Source organism: Acinetobacter sp. LT1 (assembly GCF_059800965.1).
The window spans coordinates 141924-160138 of record NZ_JBBAXE010000004.1 but is presented as its reverse complement, the minus strand read 5'-3'; the positions used below and the strand labels follow the sequence as shown (position 1 = coordinate 160138).

Genomic DNA, 18215 nt, shown 5'->3' with positions numbered 1-18215 from the left:
AGCTTTCCTTTTTTTTATTTAGCCAACTTTGCCAATGCGCGTTTTAAACGAGCAATTCCTTCATCAATATCTTGTTCAGGAATAATTAGAGACGGTGTAAAACGAACCACGTTTGGTCCCGCGATTAAAGCAAGCAAACCTTCTTCGCCCGCCCAAGTCGTAATGTCTTTCGCTTTGCCTGCATACTCAGCTTTTAATACACAACCAATGAGTAAGCCTTGACCACGAATTTCTTCAAAAATCGGGTATTCAGCATTTAATTTATTTAATGCGTCTAGGAAATATTGATGACGATGTTTTACACCTTCAAGTACTTCAGGCGTATTAATAAACTCAAAGACTGCACCAGCAACCGCACTTGCTAACGGGTTACCACCATAAGTCGTACCATGTGTACCGACTGAAAAATGCGGTGCAAATTTATCAGTTGTTAGCATTGCACCGACTGGAAAACCACCACCTAGTGCTTTTGCAGTCGTTAATACATCTGGAATAACACCAGAGTTCATGTAGGCATACAGTGCACCTGTACGGCCAACACCGGTTTGTACTTCATCAAAAATCAGTAAGGCACCGAACTCATCACACAGTGCACGCAAACCTTTTAAAAATTCGATGTCAGCAGGAATAACACCGCCTTCACCTTGGATCGGCTCAACAATCACAGCACATGTTTGTTCATTAATCACCGCTTTTGCAGCTTCTAAATCATTAAAGGCAACATGGTTGATACCGTTTGGAAGAGGTGCAAAGTCTTGTGAATATTTAGGTTGACCACCCGCTGAAACGGTAAATAAGGTACGGCCATGAAACGCATTGTTAAATGCCACAATGCCACTTTTGCCAGCAACACCGCTGTCTAGTCCAACTTTACGAGCTAGTTTTAATGCTGCTTCGTTCGCTTCTGCACCTGAGTTACAGAAGAATACTTTATCTGCAAATGTATTTTCGGTGAGTTGTTTTGCAAGGCGTAGAACGGGTTCATTTGTATAACCGTTGCCTACATGCCAAAGTTTTGTTGCTTGTTCTGTTAAAGCATTTACTGCCACTGGATGCGCATGACCTAATGCGTTTACTGCAATCCCGCCTGCAAAATCGATATATTCTTTATTTTCTTGATCCCAAATACGTGAACCTTCGCCACGTACCGGAATGAAATTTGCCGGTGCAAAAACTGGAACCATCCAGTCGTTAAAGTTGCTTCGAGTTACAGAAATTGGCTGTTCCATGCTTACCTCAGTATTTATTTAATATATTCGATAACACTTAAATTTGAATAATTCAGAAAAAGGGACTGAACAAATAAACCCTATAACATCCTTTATATTTGTTCAGACCACTTTTTCTAAAAGTAATTTCCGCAGATTAGCCTGGGAAAATACCGCGTTCTTTACGAGCTTTTAAGATACGCTCACATGCCAAGATGTAAGCCGCTGTACGTAAAGTACAAGCGTTGCTGTTTGCTGTATTCCAAACATCTTCCATAGCTTGAACCATCAACTTGTCTAAACGCTCGTTGATTTCTTCTTCGCTCCAGAAGTAGCTCGCCATGTCTTGAACCCATTCGAAGTAACTTACAGTTACACCGCCGGCGTTACATACCACGTCAGGAACTACAACAATGCCACGCTCAACTAATACGTCTTCAGCTTTAGGATATGTCGGGCCGTTTGCGCCTTCTAAAATCAACTTAGCTTTAAGTTTTTGAGCACGTTCAACAGTGATTTGGCCTTCCAATGCAGCTGGAACAATAATGTCAACTTCAGCTGTCCAGAAATCTTCGTCAGCAATTGATTGAGCGCCGGCAAAACCACCAACACCTTGATTTGCATTTACGTGATCACGTAATGCTTCAAGATCAATACCATCAGCATTGAAAATTGTGCCAGTGTGGTCTTGAACGTGTGTAACTTTCGCTTTCGATTCAACAAATAAGAAAGCTGCTTCACTACCTACGTTACCAAAACCTTGAATAGCAACTTTCGCGCCTTCAATTGGTAAATTAATTTTTGCTGCTACTTCACGACCTGTAACGAATACGCCACGACCAGTTGCTTTTACACGACCTAAAGAACCGCCTAAGTGAACTGGTTTACCAGTTACAACACCAGTTACCGTGTGACCTTGGCTAGTAGAATAAGTATCCATCATCCAACCCATGATATTGGCATTCGTACCAACGTCTGGAGCAGGAATATCTTTTTGAGGCCCAATAATATGACCAATTTCAGTCGTATAACGACGAGTCAAACGCTCTAATTCACGAGTTGATAATTTACGTGGATCAACACGGATACCACCTTTTGCACCACCAAATGGCAAGTTCAAAACAGCAGTTTTAATTGTCATCCATGCAGATAACGCCATCACTTCATTCAAATCAACATTTGGATGGTAACGAACACCGCCTTTACCCGGACCACGAGACAAGTTGTGTTGTACACGGTAACCTTCAAAGTGCTGGATCGAACCGTCATCCATCACGATTGGCACGTCAACAATAAGCGCACGCTTAGGACGTTTTAAAGTATCGATATAATCAGCTAAGTGTTCTAAATATGGCGCTACACGGTCAATTTGTGCCAAGTAAGTTTGCCATGCATCGCTATGTTCGTTTACGTATGAAAGATCTGACATCTTTTTTCCTATATACCTTCATAGACTCAGATTTGATAAATCCGTAGTCTTTATTATTCAGCAACCAAAACCTTGCAATAACAAAGTCTTAGTTTATTTACTAAACCTTCTGCTCTTCTAAAGCATTAGATTTTTTAAATTCCATTTGTTGATACTAAAAGTATGATCTACTTTTATATATCGATATCTTTTACAAGCTTTCTTTCATGTAACTTACTGTTTATAAAGCTATCTTTATAAAAGCAAAGTTTAACCACAACCCACTTAATCCAGTCGGCTGAAATATAAATACAAAAGAAATGGCATAACCGTTTGGGAGTTAAAAAGAACGATGATTTATAAAAAAATCATATGTCCATAAAAATTATTTTGACTAATCGATAGATCCCTCCATTAGTCTTTTTAAAAATAAACATTGTTCAATAATGCTACAGATTAATTATCTCTACACACACCGCTTAAAATTAAGCCGGAACATAGCTATAAAATCTTCCAATAAATATAGCATAGAGCACACTCATTTAGAACATTTTAAAATAAATAAGCAGAGAAAAAATAATCAAATCGCACTAATCTTTATAATAAAAAAACAACAAATATTAAAAAAAGCTTAACTTTAATAAAAAAAATTTATAGAAAACATAAAATCATAATTTAAAAAAATACACCAAATTAAAATCATAAATAACAATAACTTAAAAATTAATCACCTTTATGAATTTGTCAAAAAATTATACCCTCTCTACATTAAATCTATAATAAGTCCATTTCTAATTCATATTTTATAAAAACCCAAAAACCTCTTTATCAAATAACCAAGCTAAACATAGACTTAATCAACTATTAATAATAAATAAATATTAATAAGAATCCGATAAATGGTAATTTTATAAAACAATATTTGTTTTCATGATCAAAAATAAAACTTCATTTTTAAAAAAAATACAGAAATTCTTTCTTTTGTAGTTCCTCTAAGGCACAAAAAAAGGCCCCTTTCGGGACCTTTAAAAACACATTTTTCGACTAAAAAGCTTAGCTTTGCACTAGATCTTTCTTTCGATAAAAAATGAAGTAGCTTGCATAACATAAAATGATAAAAATAATGCAGCAGATAAAACCAACTTGCATAGATGGGTCAAATACCATACTGATACAGGTAACGATACAGAACAGCCCACCTACAATTGGAGTAAGAGGGAAAAGAGGTGCCGCGAAGCGTAAATCTTTTGCTGTTTTACCCGACTTATACCACTGTCTACGGAAGTTAAACTGTGAAACGCAAATCGCAATCCAAACCACAACCATTGTAAAAGCTGCAACGCCCAACAAATTCTTAAAAATTGTTTCTGGCGCAAATTGTTCTGAAAGCAATCCAGGAATTGCACCAAACATAGTTACTGTAATGGCAACAATCGGTGTTCCAGAAGGAGTTAATTTAGAAAATATTTTTGGTAATTGATTTTTTGCCGAAAGCGACCACATCATACGTGAAGCAGCAAACAAACCAGAATTTGCAGCAGATAGTAAAGCCGTAATAATTACAAAGCGAATAATGTCTTCTGCGTATGGAATACCAATATAGTTAAATACCGTCACAAAAGGACTATTACTTACTTCATTTGCACTAAGGCCTGCAAGCTGGAACGGCAGTAATGAACTAATCACCACAATTGTACCAACAAAGAAAATCAGTAAACGCCAAATAGCCGCATTGATTGCTTTAGGAACTGTCTGTGCTGGATTCTCAGCTTCCCCCGCTGCTACCCCAATTAATTCTGTGCCCGAAAAAGCAAAGTTAACAATCAGCATAGTAGCAAAAATTGGGAAGAGACCGTTTGGGAACCAACCGTGAGCAGTCAGGTTACTAAATAATGGTGCTGTTTCATGTCCGTGGTAAGGAATAAAACCAAAAATTGCCAGTAGACCTAAACCAATAAAACAAATAATAGTGACAACTTTGACGAGTGCCAACCAGAATTCAGATTCGGCAAATAATCGAGTTGAACTGATATTAAGGAAAAAAACTAAGGCGCCAAAAAAAAGAGTCCAAGCCCATACCGAGGTAGATGGAAACCACTCCTGCACCAATAAAGCTGCCGCAGTAAACTCAGTCCCCAAAGTTGCAGTCCAAGTTAACCAATAGAGCCAAGTAATCATATAGCCCGTACCCGGACCAATATAACGGCGGGCGTATTCACCAAAAGAACCTGATTCCGGTACATGAACCGCAAGTTCTCCCAGGCATAACATCACGGTATAGGCAATTAAACCGCCCAAAAAATAAGAAATAATTGCGCCAATTGGGCCTGCTTGGGAAATTACATCACCAGACCCTAAAAAAAGACCTGTACCTATGGCACCGCCAAGGGAGATCATCACCAAATGTCGAGTACTCATTGCTCGTTTCAAAGGTGCAGAACTTCCATGTTGCGATGCATCATTATTCCGATAATTTAATGATTGCATATAAAAAACTGTAACGACAATTTAGTAAAAAATCATTTTAGGAGAAAAAAATAAATATGCAATTATCTTTGAATAGTGAACTTATTTTAACCAAGCTCTTCAGGTAAAAATAAAATATATAGTAAAAACATTTAGTTATATTTTTTTATAGCTATAACCGTATTTTAATTAATCTTATATTATTTCTATAATTTATGTAGTAGAAAAACCCATTTATTTTTAAATATAATATTTATATACATTACTGGTTATGTCTACTTTAAATACAGCAGATCACCATATAATAAACCTACTATTTATTTAAATAATGAATTTTAAAATAATATACAAATAAGTTTATAAAAAAATATTTTTTAAGCAAAAAATAAAGCCCAAACCTAAAGGTCTGAGCTTTATTTAAACACTATAAAGTTTTAATAGCTGATGGTAGTCAACTGTTCTGTAGGTTGAATTGAACCTTCCGTAAATTCACACAGCCCTTGTTCATCACAAGATAAATTTAGTTGCTTATAGCTAATCGCAAAGCAGTCGAAATATTTTTTGATTAGAAAAGGACTCATATCCGATGTTAAAGGCTCTTCACTCTTGAACAATTTAATGACTTTGCGATCATTCATCGCTAACAAATAAATTTCATTATTTAATTCAATATTCACTACACCAGTTTGCTCAGCCACAATTGGAACCAAATAAGATTTATTCGCCAGTAGAGTGTCTACCGTGTAACTTTCAAATTTTGAGTTGATGAGGTTGAATACCAAAATTAAACCAAAGCTAGTCTGCAAGCCTTCTTTGTAATTTGCATCTTCTTGAATTCGCAGCACTTTAATACCAAGCTTTTGAAAGTCCAACTCAGTTGCTTGATTTGTTTTTATCAGACTACGTGTAATAGCCTGTTTAAGTGGGTTATCAAAATAACGTTCATCTAGCTGAAAATCATTTTGGCGTAATATTTTTAACAACATTTCATCATGTTGGGTAAGAACATGCGCAAGTACATTACGGAAGTAAAACTTACTTTGTTTTTTGACCTTACGAACTTGCTGATAAAAATAGATTTCATCGAAATCATGTTCAATAAAATCATGTAATAAACTTGAACTAGCCAATACTGACAATGCTTCATGACCAGTAAATGGCAAATGAATCGTATGTAAGCTAGGTAACAGCTCTTTTATTTTTAAGTAATGTTCACGGTCAATCGAGAAATATGGGTCATAAACAATAACGTATTCACGCGCTGCATCGACATCTTGCGGCTGAATCTGCATGTCCTTGTTTGCTACCGAATCAAAAAACTCAGCGTAGCGTCGGTCTTCAACATGCTCTGGGTCAATTGAATATTGAGGCACAAATGCAATCACACGGTTCATATTCAATAAATTAGAATATTTGATTGCCGCATAGCCGCCCATTGAACCGCCATAACCCACAATATTTTTAAAGCCTTCTAGAATAGGCGAAATTGCTTTTGCCAGCTCAATCATGCTTGCTTGAGGAAACCATGATTTTTGTTTTGGCATTACCCCAATAACATTATATTGGTATTTAATTAGAGACTTTTCAGCATTGATAGATAAGCCACTCGCTCGGGTAATCAAATCGCCAAAAGAGAGAACTAATGTATTAGAATCGCCTGGTAAAAAAATGGCTCTAATGTGTTCGTCTTCAAAAATAATTTGCTTATCCATGCTCACACCGAAAGAAAATTTACTCCCACATACAACGTCAAAAATGAAACAAAATAGGTGTTTTGCCAATTTATGATTGCGGAGTATCTTATTTTATAGATGCCAGTCAGATTAAAAAGCGCAAAATATGACACAATCCTTACATCCTGCCGCTCAAAAAGGCTTCAGCTCAGCTGCTGAACTTTATCAGCAAGTTAGACCTAATTATCCCGCAGAAATAGTAAGTTGGCTGCAAAATTGCCTACAAATACAGGAAAAATCTACTGTTATTGATCTTGGATCGGGTACTGGCAAATTCTTACCCTACTTAAAACAAACACATGCTGATGTTATTGCAGTTGAGCCAATTGGCGAGATGTTACAGCAGCTTCAACAAGTTTATCCTGATATCAAAACATTACAGGCTTTTAGCAATTCAATTCCTGTAGCAGACCATAAAATTGATGCCATTATTTGTGCGCAATCTTTTCACTGGTTTGACAACCTCGATACCCTAACAGAAATGCATAGAGTATTAAAACCCAAAGGACATTTAGGGCTAGTTTGGAATCAACGTGACGAACGTACAGATTGGGTCAAAGCTTTAGCTGATTTCCTACTTCCTCTTGAAGGCGACACACCTCGTTATCATAGTGAAAAGTGGAAACGTGTATTTGAACAACAAGATTTATTCATATTTGATAGCCTACAAACATTCACACAGTCACAACACGGTTCTGTCGAACAAGTCGTGAGTAAACGTTTACTCTCTACGAGTTTTATTGCTGCAATGACTGAAAAAGATCAATTACAACTCAAAGCACAGTTTGAAAAAATTGTTTATGATTTTACGGGATTAGGTCCTCAAGATCAGATTGATTTTCCATATGTTACGTATGCATATCACTTTCAAAAAAGTACGTTACCCGTTAAATAATTAGTGAATAGGTTTGGTTGAAAGTTATGAAGAAAACACCTCAAATCATATTAATGTCTTTGCTTTGCTCTAGCCTATTTCTGACTGCTTGTAAAAAAGCGGATGAGCCTGCTAAGACGGAGCAACCTTCTGCCACCTCATCTACCGATCAGGTTTTAGAAAAACTGAATGAAAGACCTGTTAAGACGTTCCCTGCCACTGCTGATGATGCACACGATATTGCGCTGTTAGAGGATTATGACCGTCGCTTTACAGAAATGAGTGACGAGATGGAAAGTGAATTAGCAAAAATGCATGAAGCTGGAACCCTCACTACAGAGTTTGAGCAACAGCGTACTCTCGATAATGTGCGCTCTTCTCTGACCATGTTAAAAGATTTAGATTTAAAAACTGAGCAGGGCCGTTACATTCAGGGTCTACTTTATCAATATTGGGAAAACCAAGAAAAACACTTGAGTGATAAGCAAGCCAATAAAGATGAACAGATCAATGATCTTGCCGACTATTTACAAGCACAAAATCAATTAAAATATTGGAAAGCATCGCAACAGAAATAAGCAATGTAATGGTTATAAAAAAGCCTTCAAACTTATGAAGGCTTTTTTCAAATTATATATTTTGCTTTTCAACCCAATGAATTGCCTGAACGCGGAATAACTCACATGCACCATCACCAGTATCGGTCGGGGTAAGTGAAGATTTCCAGACTAAATTTTTGTCCTTAATCTCGACAAGGTCACCTTTTAGATAAACTAAATCACCACGTTTAACCTGTTTAATCTGCTGAGCAATCTCAGGGTTTGCAGGAATGATATGCATGTTAGACACCATTTGCATTGCTTGCTCTGCTGGAACAGGTAATTTAGGAATTTTCCAGTTTAAATAACGGTCATATTGTTTCACTGAAATATGACGTGCGATTTCAGGCTGTGCAAACAATCCCCAACTTACTGCATAGTCGATAGGAGAAAATTTAGCTTGTTCATCATTTTGATAAACTTTTGAACCCAAAATTCTGAAATTGCCTTGAAAAGGTTGTAATACAGCAATAGATTGATCTTTTTCTATCGGGCTTAAACCATTGGCAATATTATATTCACTTGAGGTCGATGCAAATGTTGAACTCATGCCAATCGCGGCGAGTAAGCCCATCATCAAACGTTGTTTTTTCATCGTGCTACACCTCAAATATTGCTAGATCAAAGTGAATAGATTTTCAATTTATAATAGCTTTAAGCGATGAAAAAAATATCGAAATTTAGTAACAATACAGATCAATTTCGTCTATTTTTGTGCTGAATTAATCAGCTCGTTAACCTTCGAAATCTATTCTCAACGTTTCAAAACGAACCTTGCCTTGTTGAACAGCTTGAGCAATTGCCTGTTGACCTTTTGTAAGTCTAGCTCCACCACTTTTTACATCGAGCAAAATAATATTGATGTCTTCTGCCGTACCATCGCCATCGCGAAAATCGGTATATCCATCAAAAATAATATAATCCACCGGATCGCCCATGAATTTTGCATCACTTGGTAAATACTGAAATTCAGGTAAAACCGGAGCAAATTGTTCTGCCATTTTTCCTTTCAACACCGCACGACTTGTATTTACACTTCTCTTTTGTGCTTGAGTAAGCGCTTGTTGATGCTCTAGTTCAAGTTCAGCAATATATTGCTCATATTCAGACTTAATTCGTCCATTACGTGTATTTGATAAAATAAGAGTAGTGATAATGATGCCAATTCCAGCACCAATAAGCATGGCAAGCCATACAGACATAAATTTTCCTTAAAAAGCACGAATTAAGATTACAGATCTAATCATATCTAAAATAACGAAACAGCTTAAACTTTTGTCAAATGTGGTCATCTCCTTCACATAAAAAGATGCTAAGGTATAAAACATAAACAAATGTGCTGCTGAAAATAATTGGATTTATGAAAACGATACTTATTGCAAATCAAAAGGGCGGATGCGGAAAAACCATGACGGCCATTACGTTGGCAACAGCATTGGCACAAAAAGGATATAAAGTAGCATTAGCAGATTCGGACAATCAAAAATCGGCTTTACAATGGTTAAAACAGCGCCCTGATACCGTTGCAACGATTCAAAGCCTAGACTGGCGTCATGAGAAATCAATTGGTGATGCACCCAAAAATCTGGACTATTTAATTATTGATGCGCCTGGTGCTCTGTCAGGTGAGCATGCTGAACAACTTATTAGTGAAGCTCATGCCATTATTACTCCGCTTCAGCCATCATTTTTTGACATAGATAGTACTCGTCGCTTTTTGAAGCATTTACAAGATATTAAACGTATTCGCAAAGGCAAAGTACAGATTTTGCTTCTTGCTAACCGTGTAAAACCAAACAGCGCAAGCTCAAAAGATATCCAGCAGTTCTTTGAAAAAATTGAACAGGAACCTGTTGCATGGATTGCTGAACGCACTGCGTATGGCAGCTTAGCAATGCAAGGTTTAAGCATTTTTGATAAACCGCAAAAGAACTTTATTAGTATCCAAAATCAATGGCAACCTGTTCTAAACAAGTTAATTGAAGATAAAGCTGAGTGGTTTTAAAGAAATTTTAGCCTTTAAAACTGGATGTATAAGGTTCTTTACATTACGGCCTTAAAATTTGCCTCAGGTTATTTTTCAGTTAATATGACTTTATTCTATGTAGAAAATTAGAGAAATATTGTTCGTGCATCCATACGCTCCTAATTTACAGCGCGTTTTATTGTTTGGGCTGTTTTTTATTTTGATTTTTTTAGGATTTAATATCCTGAAATATTTTATCGTTCCTGTACTTTGGGCTGCCATCATTGCATATATGACTTGGCCTATTTATTTAAGAATTCAGCGTTTTTTTGGAGAATCACGTAATACTTTAAACGCAACCCTGATGATTAGTCTGGTCATTTTGGTAGTTGGTATCCCCTTTACATGCGCGGTTTTTATTTTGCAGCATGAGGGACGTAACTTATATTTTGATTTACAACGTCAGGTTTTTTCGGGTCATTTAAGCGTTCCAGATTTTATTCGTGACCTTCCTTTTGTAGGAAAAGAGATTTCTCGTACACTCAATGAGTTGAACAACGATCCAAATAGCACGATTCAAAATATCGCAGCTTGGGTACAAAGCCATTTAAGTTATGGCCGTGTGCTGCTTGGTGAAATTAGTAAAAATATTGTCAAACTTGGCTTTGCAGTATTTAGCCTATTTTTCTTCTATCGTGATGGTCAAATGATTTTATCTCAAGTGAGTAAAGCTTTAGAAATGGTGATTGGCCCTCGTATTCATCATTATCTCGATACAATTTCTGAAACAACTCGTGCAGTCGTATATGGTGTGGGTTTAACTGCAATTGCTCAAGCCGTTTTAGCTGGATTAAGTTACTTCGTAGCAGGTGTACCAAACCCTATGGTACTCACGATTGTTACTTTCTTATTGGCTTTAATTCCATTTGGTACTCCAATTTCTTATTTAGGCGTTGGCTTATGGTTGTTCTCTCAGGGACAAACCATGGAAGCAATTGGTGTTGTGGTTTGGGGTGTGCTGATTGTTAGTAGCTCGGATAATGTGATTAGACCACTCGTCATTTCTGGTGCCACCAAAATTCCTTTCTTATTAATTATGTTTGGTGTATTAGGCGGTATTGCGAGTTTTGGCTTAGTCGGTTTATTTATTGGCCCTGTAATTTTGGCTATTTTACTGGCAATTTGGCGTGAATGGTTACATGAAACGATTGAACCTGAACCTATGCCAAAAACGACCATGATTTATGATTCTGAGAGTGAATCGTCTAATGATGAAAAGTGACATAGAGATTTAATTTAAAAATGTTTCTAGATACAAATTAACTATTTAAATTAACTTGTAGGTCAGACCTCTGTTTGTTTGAATCAAACAATCATATATATTTATAAGGACATCCAATCATGCAGATGTTTAATAAAATTGGCGCAGTCTGTGCGCTTACAGCCCTTTTTACCGTTGGCTGTAGTTCGGTAACTAAAACTGTATCTGACACAGCCCAAGCATTAACCTCAATGCATACTAAAAAAGTGGTCGACGTAAATGAAGTGACAGCTAACGGTATTGGAAAAAAAATAGGTACGATTAGCTTTCAAGATAGCGACAAAGGCTTAATTATTACCCCTGCTCTTGCTGATTTACCAAGTGGTACTCGTGGTTTCCATATTCATGAAAACGCTTCTTGTGCACCTGCTGTAAAAGATGGAAAACCTGGCGCTGCTTTAGCTGCCGGTAGCCACTATAACCCGAACCAAGCCCCTCATCATGGTACTCCAACCACTGGCCATTTAGGCGATCTACCTGTTTTAGTTGTCGATAATACAGGTGTTGCAACAACTGCCGTAATCGCACCTCGATTAAAACTTGCTGATATTCAGGGTCGAGCGATTATGATCCATGCGGGTGGTGACAATTATTCAGACTCACCTCAACCTCTTGGCGGTGGCGGAGCACGAATTGCGTGTGGCGTGATTAAATAATTTATGTATTTTTTAAATTGTGGGTATCTAAAAAGATATCCACAATTCTGTTAATTTATTGATCGTTACAACTTGGTTTAAGTCTAATAAAATCTAAAAAAATGACTGACTTTTGTAGATAAAAAGAATAATATTTTTGAAGTAATAAAAATTTAAAGTTACATAGTGCTTCCTCACGTATTCTCTAATTTAGAACAAAAGCCGTGAATTATCTGACCCAAATATTTAATAGCTTTAAGACGAACTCTATTTTAATTTATTGCCTGCAAATTCTGATTGTACTCACTGGCACAACTTTAGGTTTGCTTTGGCTAGGCTATAATCAACTCATTGTTCCTGTAACCTTAGGCGCAATTGCAGCAGCATTGACAGACTTTGATGATCGTTTAAGTATTCGATTACGCAACTTGATCTATGTCTGCCTGCTCTTTTTTACAGTCAGTAGTATTCTTGGCTTTTTAGCTCCTTACAAAATTTTCTTTATTTTATATCTCTCTATCTCAAGCGCTTTTTTCATATTACTAGGCGCCTTAGGGCAACGTTATGCCACGATTTCTTTTGGCACGATTCTGCTCTCTATTTATAGTATGTTCGGTTTAGGCGAATACGCACATTGGTATCAACAACCTACTTATTTTGTTTATGGTGCTCTGTGGTACGGTTTAACTTCTATTTTATTTTTTATTATTAAACCGACACTTCCCTTACAAGATAAGCTTTCACAAATTTTTAAAGAAATTTCTGTTCTACTACAAGCAAAAGCTCGTTTGTTTGATCCGGACAATAAAGAGAATGTTGAGCAGCTTTTATATGAATTATCTCTACAAAATACGCAAGTTGCCCAAAGCCTCAATCATATACGCAGTTCTCTACTTACTCGGCTCAAAGCTTCCAGAGTCAGTAATAAAAGTATCTATTGGCTAAACCTATATTTTTTCGCACGAGATATTCACGAGCAAGCCACTTCAAATTATTTACATTACGAACATATTCAACAGAATTTTAGCCGTAGTGATCTTATTTTCCGTTTTCAAAAAAACCTGCGTCTACAAGCACAAGCATGCCAAGACCTAGCTCAATGTATTTTATATAACCAGCCATATCAGCCTTCGCAAGAAAGTCAGAAAGTACTAGGACATTTGGAAAGTTCTTTAAAAGATTGGATACAACAACATCCACAAAATTTTGAAGTTAAAAATTTAAAACTTATTTTTGATAATTTAAAAGGCATGCATGAACAATTTGAACAACTGCAATATGCTCAACCTGTTCCTGAAAATAACACTCAAACAAGACAAGAACACTTAAATTTACTTGATGATGATATTCAAGGATTTTCAGATCTTATCTTAAAACTTCGGCAACAACTTACGCCACAGTCAGCGCTGTTTAGGCATGCCATACGAATTGCTGTGGTTTTCGCCGCAGGTTATGCAATTTCATTATTACCCTTTGCGCAGCATGGCTACTGGATTTTACTAACCAGTTTGTTTGTCTGTCAGATTACTTATTTTGCGACTAAAAGCCGTCTTAAATTAAGAACGATTGGTACCTTACTCGGTGTTTTATTAGGAATACCTATTTTATATTTTGTACCGAGTATTGAAGGCCAGCTCATCATTACAATTATTTGTGGAGTTTGCTTTTTTTACTTACGCCAAAAGAAATATGCTTTGGCTACGCTCATGGCTACCTTTATGGTGCTATTAATTTTTAACTTAAAAGGCGCTGGCTACAGTATTATTTTGCCTCGACTGATAGATACCTTATTAGGCTGCTTTATTGCATGGCTCGCCGTAAACTTTATTTGGCCCGACTGGAACTTTCGAAACATCCCCAATAATATTAATAAAAGCAGCAAAGCGACCTTAGATTATTTCAATGTGATTGTTGAGCAATATCAATATGGCAAAAATCAGGATATAGAGTACCGCCGAATTCGTCGTGCTGCGCATAACGCTCAGATTGAGCTATCCAACATGATCTCGAGCCTAAGTGCTGAACCGAACCCGAATCCTCAACTCATCCATTATGCTTTTCGTTATCTGGTTTATAGCCACAGCCAACTAAGTTACGTGGCAGCGTTAGGAAGCCAACGACAAAAAATTGATGATCAACAGGTATTACAACTCTTACTGGATTGTCAGCAAATTCTTAAACAGAGCTTATTTGATCCGGCTTATATTGATTTCAATTTCCTTGAGCAGACTTTAGCGCAAATTCAAAGCCTAACTACTCATGAGCACTTTTCAGAGAATTACACACTCGTGTTAAAACAAATCAGTTTATTGCTAGAAACCTTGCCAGAATTATTAACACTTAAAGACAAACTTTTAGAACATGAGATTAAGTAGAATAAAAAAAATACCGGAATATCACTTCCGGTATTTTTTATTTAATTGTTGCCTTGTTGAAGTCTTTCTTGCATTTCCTGCTTCAAAGCACTTCGCGGTTGGCTAAACCAAAGAGCAATAAAAGTAAATGCAGACAATGCAAAAGCCCATAAATGAAATTGTGTATAGAGATAACGTACAAGTTCAATCATTGCAAAGAAGCTCATCATCAGTAACATTGAAACTGCTGCTGCAACAGTTCCTTTTGATACCTCAGATGACATGAGCGCAAAACGATACAAGACCGAGAAACTAATCCCCTCACCAAAACAAATCAGTGTCATGCCTGTAAGCAAACATGGTATGAGATAGGTTTGCCACACTACACCTAATATTAAAATGAGTGTACCGGTTAGCATAATCGGCAAACCCATCATGACGGTTTTACCCAAAGGCAAACGGTCAATAATTTTGATTAAGACAATGTTGCCTACGATTAAACCCAAAAATACGGGGAATTGAGCTAAGCCATATTGCACACTGGTGAGCTTTAATTCATCTACTAAAATGATTGGAGATAAAGCAATCCATAGCATTAAAGGCATACCCACTAAAGGTAATGCGAGGCTTAAACCTAAAAACCGGCGGTTGGCAAACACCTTTTTAAAATCATCAAAAAGATAACTAAAAGGTTGCTTGGTTACACTGACTTGCTGGCTTGGCATCTGTTTTTTCAACCCGATCCAACTGAGTAATGCCAATACAGCGATGGCGACAAAGCCCCAGTGCCAAGACACATAATCAATTAAGAAAGCGCCAAGTACAGGTCCTAGCAAGGGTGCAAGTAATGAGATATTTGCCATGAGTGCCATGACTTTAATCGCATCACGTTCAGCAAAACTTTCTTGAATGGCCGCATAACCAACGGCTGAAATTACAGTTAAACCAATTCCCTGCAAAAATCTTAAAGCTAGAAATTGCTCGATTTGCGTCGTCAGTAAAATTAAAAAACAGCATAGAGCAAAGAATAAAACTCCTGCTAATAGTACTTTTTTACGTCCGAGACGGTCCGACAAAGGACCAAGTAACCATGCAACAGATGCGCCACCTAATAAATAAAATGACATCGAAGATGGTGCCCAAGTTGCACTTACACCAAAATCTTCAGTAATTGCCAACATGGCTGGCTGAATCAGGTCATTACCAATATAAACCGCAAATTCAAATAGCACTAAGGCCAAAGGAAACATCAACGTTGTACGGTTCAACGTTGTCGTTTGAATATTTTTCATGAGTTGTACACTTCAAAATAGCGGCCATATGTCTGTACGACTACCTATAAAATAAGATGTAGTCATGACGATGACATGTATGGTCAATCAATCTTTAGTTAAGTTGTTATATGCCGTGAGAGTGCATGTTTAGAGTGTGAAACACCGTATTCACAAGGTGTCTAAAACGAGAAAAAATATATGACGTGAGATTCGGTAATTTTTACCAATTGGCACAATTGCCGAGCGCAACAATAGCACTTTTTAAATTGATCAGCAATCATGCAATTTCAAGAAGCTTAAATTTCAGTTTTTTGCACAAAAGGGCATGCAAATTATGCTTGTGCACAAACTCAAAGTTATCCACATATTCGATAAAAAATTAAGCATCATGGGCAAGGATTAACTTGAAAATCTGTAGTTTCCTCTCCTTTTGTACATTGATAGCTTTGCTTTTTATTCACAATTTTCCAGATTTGCTGATCTCGTTTTAATAAATATTCAGTACGTGTTTTCGACACCGCATCTGGACTAGGCTCTGTTTGCAAAATAGTAACTTGAGCATTGGAAGGATCATCCGAAGCATTCATTTGCTGTGAAATATCTAAATTGCTTGCATCATTTAAAAGATCTGGTTGATCGAGTAATACAGCCTGTATAGGACTATCAGCAAGTTGAGCAGAAGAATTTTGAGGGGGAGCACAAGCTGTTAATATGCTTAAGCTGAAAATAATCAACAAACCATTCTTTTTCATCACTCTTCCCCTCTATTTACTCAAAATTAATGCTAAAGATAATAGGCCACTTTTTCCTTTTGAGCTTTGTAAATAAGTATAAACTTATTGATATTAATGAGATAGATTAATTTTAAATAGAAATCCAATAATAATTATTGATTTTTTATCAACAATATTTTTCCTATTCATGCATTTTTCTACAACAGTAAATCTCATAGAGTATGCGTCAAATACAGGAATTTAATGAGAGCAACATCCATGAGTAAGATTTTAGTGATTAATGGTGCTAAACAATTTGCCCACTCAAACGGTGAATTAAATGACACATTAACCACCCTAGCAACCACACATCTCACGGAACTCGGCCACGAAGTTCAAGTCACCCGTGCAGACAGCAATTATGATGCTGAAAGTGAAGTTGAAAAATACTTATGGGCAGATGTTGTTATTTATCAAATGCCAGGCTGGTGGATGGGCGCACCTTGGACAGTCAAAAAGTATATTGATGATGTCTTTACCACTGGTCATGGTTCACTTTATGCAAGTGATGGGCGTAGCCGTTCTGATGCCTCAAAAAAATATGGTTCAGGTGGTCTAATTCATGACAAAAAATATATGCTGTCATTGACTTGGAATGCTCCAATGGAAGCATTTGAAGATGCAGATCAATTCTTCCACGGCGTAGGTGTAGATGGTGTTTATTTACCATTTCATAAAGCCAATCAGTTCTTAGGCATGAGCACCCTTCCGACATTTATCGTAAATGACGTAATTAAAATGCCTGACGTTGATAGTTATGTTGAAGAATATAAAGCACACTTAAATACTGTATTTGCAGCAGCCTAATAAGGAGAAATCCATGCTAACCATTATTGCGGAAATTCGTACTAAATCGGGTGGACAGCATCGCCAGAACGTATTGGATGCCTTTCAAAAAATCATTCCAACTGTTTTAGCAGAAGATGGTTGTCATGGTTATGAACCTTTAGTTGATCACAAATCAAATGCGAGCTTCCAAACCCAAGAGCCTGACATGATTGTCATGCTAGAAAAATGGCAAAGTGTTGCCCATCTTGAAGCACATTTAGCGACGCATCATATGCAAGCACATCATGAAGCAGTTAAAGATGATGTAGTTGACGTTAAAATTAAAATTTTAGAAAACGGCGTATAATTTAGACTATAAAAAAAGACGATATATTTATCGTCTTTTTTATTTTTAAGAGCAAAGCTGGGTTTGAAAACCTCTAGAGCCTTTCCCTCTCGCGCATTGATAGCTCTTTTGCTTATTTTGCAATTGCCACTTTTCATCAACTAGCTTAAATGAATATTCTGTTCGGATTGCAGAAACAGAATCATCCATTAAACCTGTTTGGATAACGGTAATACGGGAAACTGTTGGAGATTCTACTCGGTTAAATACTTGCTGAACTGAGGTATTGTTATGCTCTTTTACGATCTCAGGCTGGGCTTTAAGTACTTGTTGCATCGGAGTTTCCGAACCCACAAAAGGAATTAATTTACTGGTCGTCGCACACCCAGTGAAAAGCCCAGCACAAAGCGCTGAAATTAAAAATAAACGTTGCATTTTTATCACCAAAACAAAAGCCATAGCTTTATGATGCTATGGCTTTGTCGGTTAC

General features: G+C 36.8%; 17 protein-coding genes. 8 read left to right on the top strand and 9 right to left on the bottom strand.

Annotated elements, in window-relative coordinates; genetic code table 11:
- Positions 1–14: 14 nt before the first annotated feature.
- The 4 genes from WBW42_RS05330 to WBW42_RS05315 form a co-directional block, all read right to left on the bottom strand.
- On the bottom strand, positions 15–1229 hold the full coding sequence (locus tag WBW42_RS05330) for an aspartate aminotransferase family protein (RefSeq protein WP_032057338.1): 1215 nt from the start codon (positions 1227–1229) through the stop codon (positions 15–17).
- Positions 1230–1365: 136 nt separating this feature from the next.
- A complete protein-coding gene (locus WBW42_RS05325) occupies positions 1366–2637 on the bottom strand; it encodes a Glu/Leu/Phe/Val family dehydrogenase (protein WP_005078412.1) in 1272 nt (423 codons plus the stop codon).
- 1032 nt (positions 2638–3669) lie between these two features.
- Entirely contained in the window at positions 3670–5103 is a 1434-nt protein-coding gene (locus WBW42_RS05320; protein WP_032052635.1) for an amino acid permease, read from the bottom strand.
- 413 nt (positions 5104–5516) lie between these two features.
- Complete coding sequence (locus tag WBW42_RS05315) at positions 5517–6794, bottom strand: hypothetical protein (RefSeq protein WP_032057281.1); 1278 nt, start codon at positions 6792–6794, stop codon at positions 5517–5519.
- Positions 6795–6921: 127 nt separating this feature from the next.
- Here WBW42_RS05315 and WBW42_RS05310 point away from each other — a divergent pair, with 127 nt between their 5' ends.
- Both WBW42_RS05310 and WBW42_RS05305 read left to right on the top strand, forming a co-directional pair.
- Complete coding sequence (locus WBW42_RS05310) at positions 6922–7710, top strand: class I SAM-dependent methyltransferase (RefSeq protein WP_032057279.1); 789 nt, start codon at positions 6922–6924, stop codon at positions 7708–7710.
- A 26-nt stretch (positions 7711–7736) separates the two neighbouring features.
- Positions 7737–8267 carry a hypothetical protein gene (locus tag WBW42_RS05305; protein WP_005078420.1) on the top strand — a complete coding sequence of 177 codons (531 nt, stop codon included), beginning with the start codon at positions 7737–7739 and terminating at the stop codon, positions 8265–8267.
- Between the two features lie 52 nt (positions 8268–8319).
- Here WBW42_RS05305 and WBW42_RS05300 read toward each other — a convergent pair whose 3' ends face one another.
- Together WBW42_RS05300 and WBW42_RS05295 are read right to left on the bottom strand one after the other, a co-directional pair.
- Positions 8320–8883, bottom strand: coding sequence for a hypothetical protein (locus WBW42_RS05300; protein WP_032057277.1), 564 nt, complete (start codon positions 8881–8883; stop codon positions 8320–8322).
- A 139-nt stretch (positions 8884–9022) separates the two neighbouring features.
- Complete coding sequence (locus WBW42_RS05295) at positions 9023–9490, bottom strand: Holliday junction resolvase-like protein (RefSeq protein WP_032057276.1); 468 nt, start codon at positions 9488–9490, stop codon at positions 9023–9025.
- A gap of 158 nt (positions 9491–9648) precedes the next feature.
- Here WBW42_RS05295 and WBW42_RS05290 point away from each other — a divergent pair, with 158 nt between their 5' ends.
- The 4 genes from WBW42_RS05290 to yccS all read left to right on the top strand — a co-directional run bounded on the left by WBW42_RS05290 (position 9649) and on the right by yccS (position 14585).
- Positions 9649–10293 carry a ParA family protein gene (locus WBW42_RS05290; protein WP_005804567.1) on the top strand — a complete coding sequence of 215 codons (645 nt, stop codon included), beginning with the start codon at positions 9649–9651 and terminating at the stop codon, positions 10291–10293.
- A gap of 124 nt (positions 10294–10417) precedes the next feature.
- Positions 10418–11536 (top strand): AI-2E family transporter, encoded by a 1119-nt coding sequence (locus tag WBW42_RS05285; protein ID WP_002117074.1) that lies wholly within the window; start codon positions 10418–10420, stop codon positions 11534–11536.
- A 125-nt stretch (positions 11537–11661) separates the two neighbouring features.
- Entirely contained in the window at positions 11662–12231 is a 570-nt protein-coding gene (gene sodC / locus WBW42_RS05280) for a superoxide dismutase family protein (RefSeq protein WP_075383285.1), read from the top strand.
- A 203-nt stretch (positions 12232–12434) separates the two neighbouring features.
- On the top strand, positions 12435–14585 hold the full coding sequence (gene yccS / locus WBW42_RS05275; protein WP_032057275.1) for a YccS family putative transporter: 2151 nt from the start codon (positions 12435–12437) through the stop codon (positions 14583–14585).
- 41 nt (positions 14586–14626) lie between these two features.
- On the opposite strand, the gene craA is transcribed toward yccS, so the two are convergent.
- Both craA and WBW42_RS05265 read right to left on the bottom strand, forming a co-directional pair.
- Positions 14627–15856 (bottom strand): chloramphenicol efflux MFS transporter CraA, encoded by a 1230-nt coding sequence (gene craA / locus WBW42_RS05270; RefSeq protein ID WP_005067162.1) that lies wholly within the window; start codon positions 15854–15856, stop codon positions 14627–14629.
- A 368-nt stretch (positions 15857–16224) separates the two neighbouring features.
- Positions 16225–16593 carry a hypothetical protein gene (locus WBW42_RS05265; protein WP_014207798.1) on the bottom strand — a complete coding sequence of 123 codons (369 nt, stop codon included), beginning with the start codon at positions 16591–16593 and terminating at the stop codon, positions 16225–16227.
- A gap of 237 nt (positions 16594–16830) precedes the next feature.
- On the opposite strand from WBW42_RS05265, the gene WBW42_RS05260 reads away from it, so the two are divergent.
- Together WBW42_RS05260 and WBW42_RS05255 are read left to right on the top strand one after the other, a co-directional pair.
- Positions 16831–17418 (top strand): NAD(P)H-dependent oxidoreductase, encoded by a 588-nt coding sequence (locus WBW42_RS05260; RefSeq protein WP_014207799.1) that lies wholly within the window; start codon positions 16831–16833, stop codon positions 17416–17418.
- 13 nt (positions 17419–17431) lie between these two features.
- Positions 17432–17746, top strand: a complete 315-nt coding sequence (locus tag WBW42_RS05255) for a putative quinol monooxygenase (RefSeq protein ID WP_032057273.1) — start codon at positions 17432–17434, stop codon at positions 17744–17746.
- A gap of 45 nt (positions 17747–17791) precedes the next feature.
- Here WBW42_RS05255 and WBW42_RS05250 read toward each other — a convergent pair whose 3' ends face one another.
- Positions 17792–18160 carry a hypothetical protein gene (locus tag WBW42_RS05250; protein ID WP_017400479.1) on the bottom strand — a complete coding sequence of 123 codons (369 nt, stop codon included), beginning with the start codon at positions 18158–18160 and terminating at the stop codon, positions 17792–17794.
- Positions 18161–18215: the final 55 nt, after the last annotated feature.

Coding starts and splice junctions, on each gene's coding strand:
- WBW42_RS05330 (WP_032057338.1), bottom strand. CDS start 1,229: ATGGAACAGCCAATTTCTGTAACTCGAAGCAACTTTAACGACTGGATG.
- WBW42_RS05325 (WP_005078412.1), bottom strand. CDS start 2,637: ATGTCAGATCTTTCATACGTAAACGAACATAGCGATGCATGGCAAACT.
- WBW42_RS05320 (WP_032052635.1), bottom strand. CDS start 5,103: ATGCAATCATTAAATTATCGGAATAATGATGCATCGCAACATGGAAGT.
- WBW42_RS05315 (WP_032057281.1), bottom strand. CDS start 6,794: ATGGATAAGCAAATTATTTTTGAAGACGAACACATTAGAGCCATTTTT.
- WBW42_RS05310 (WP_032057279.1), top strand. CDS start 6,922: ATGACACAATCCTTACATCCTGCCGCTCAAAAAGGCTTCAGCTCAGCT.
- WBW42_RS05305 (WP_005078420.1), top strand. CDS start 7,737: ATGAAGAAAACACCTCAAATCATATTAATGTCTTTGCTTTGCTCTAGC.
- WBW42_RS05300 (WP_032057277.1), bottom strand. CDS start 8,883: ATGAAAAAACAACGTTTGATGATGGGCTTACTCGCCGCGATTGGCATG.
- WBW42_RS05295 (WP_032057276.1), bottom strand. CDS start 9,490: ATGTCTGTATGGCTTGCCATGCTTATTGGTGCTGGAATTGGCATCATT.
- WBW42_RS05290 (WP_005804567.1), top strand. CDS start 9,649: ATGAAAACGATACTTATTGCAAATCAAAAGGGCGGATGCGGAAAAACC.
- sodC (WP_075383285.1), top strand. CDS start 11,662: ATGTTTAATAAAATTGGCGCAGTCTGTGCGCTTACAGCCCTTTTTACC.
- craA (WP_005067162.1), bottom strand. CDS start 15,856: ATGAAAAATATTCAAACGACAACGTTGAACCGTACAACGTTGATGTTT.
- WBW42_RS05260 (WP_014207799.1), top strand. CDS start 16,831: ATGAGTAAGATTTTAGTGATTAATGGTGCTAAACAATTTGCCCACTCA.
- WBW42_RS05255 (WP_032057273.1), top strand. CDS start 17,432: ATGCTAACCATTATTGCGGAAATTCGTACTAAATCGGGTGGACAGCAT.
- WBW42_RS05250 (WP_017400479.1), bottom strand. CDS start 18,160: ATGCAACGTTTATTTTTAATTTCAGCGCTTTGTGCTGGGCTTTTCACT.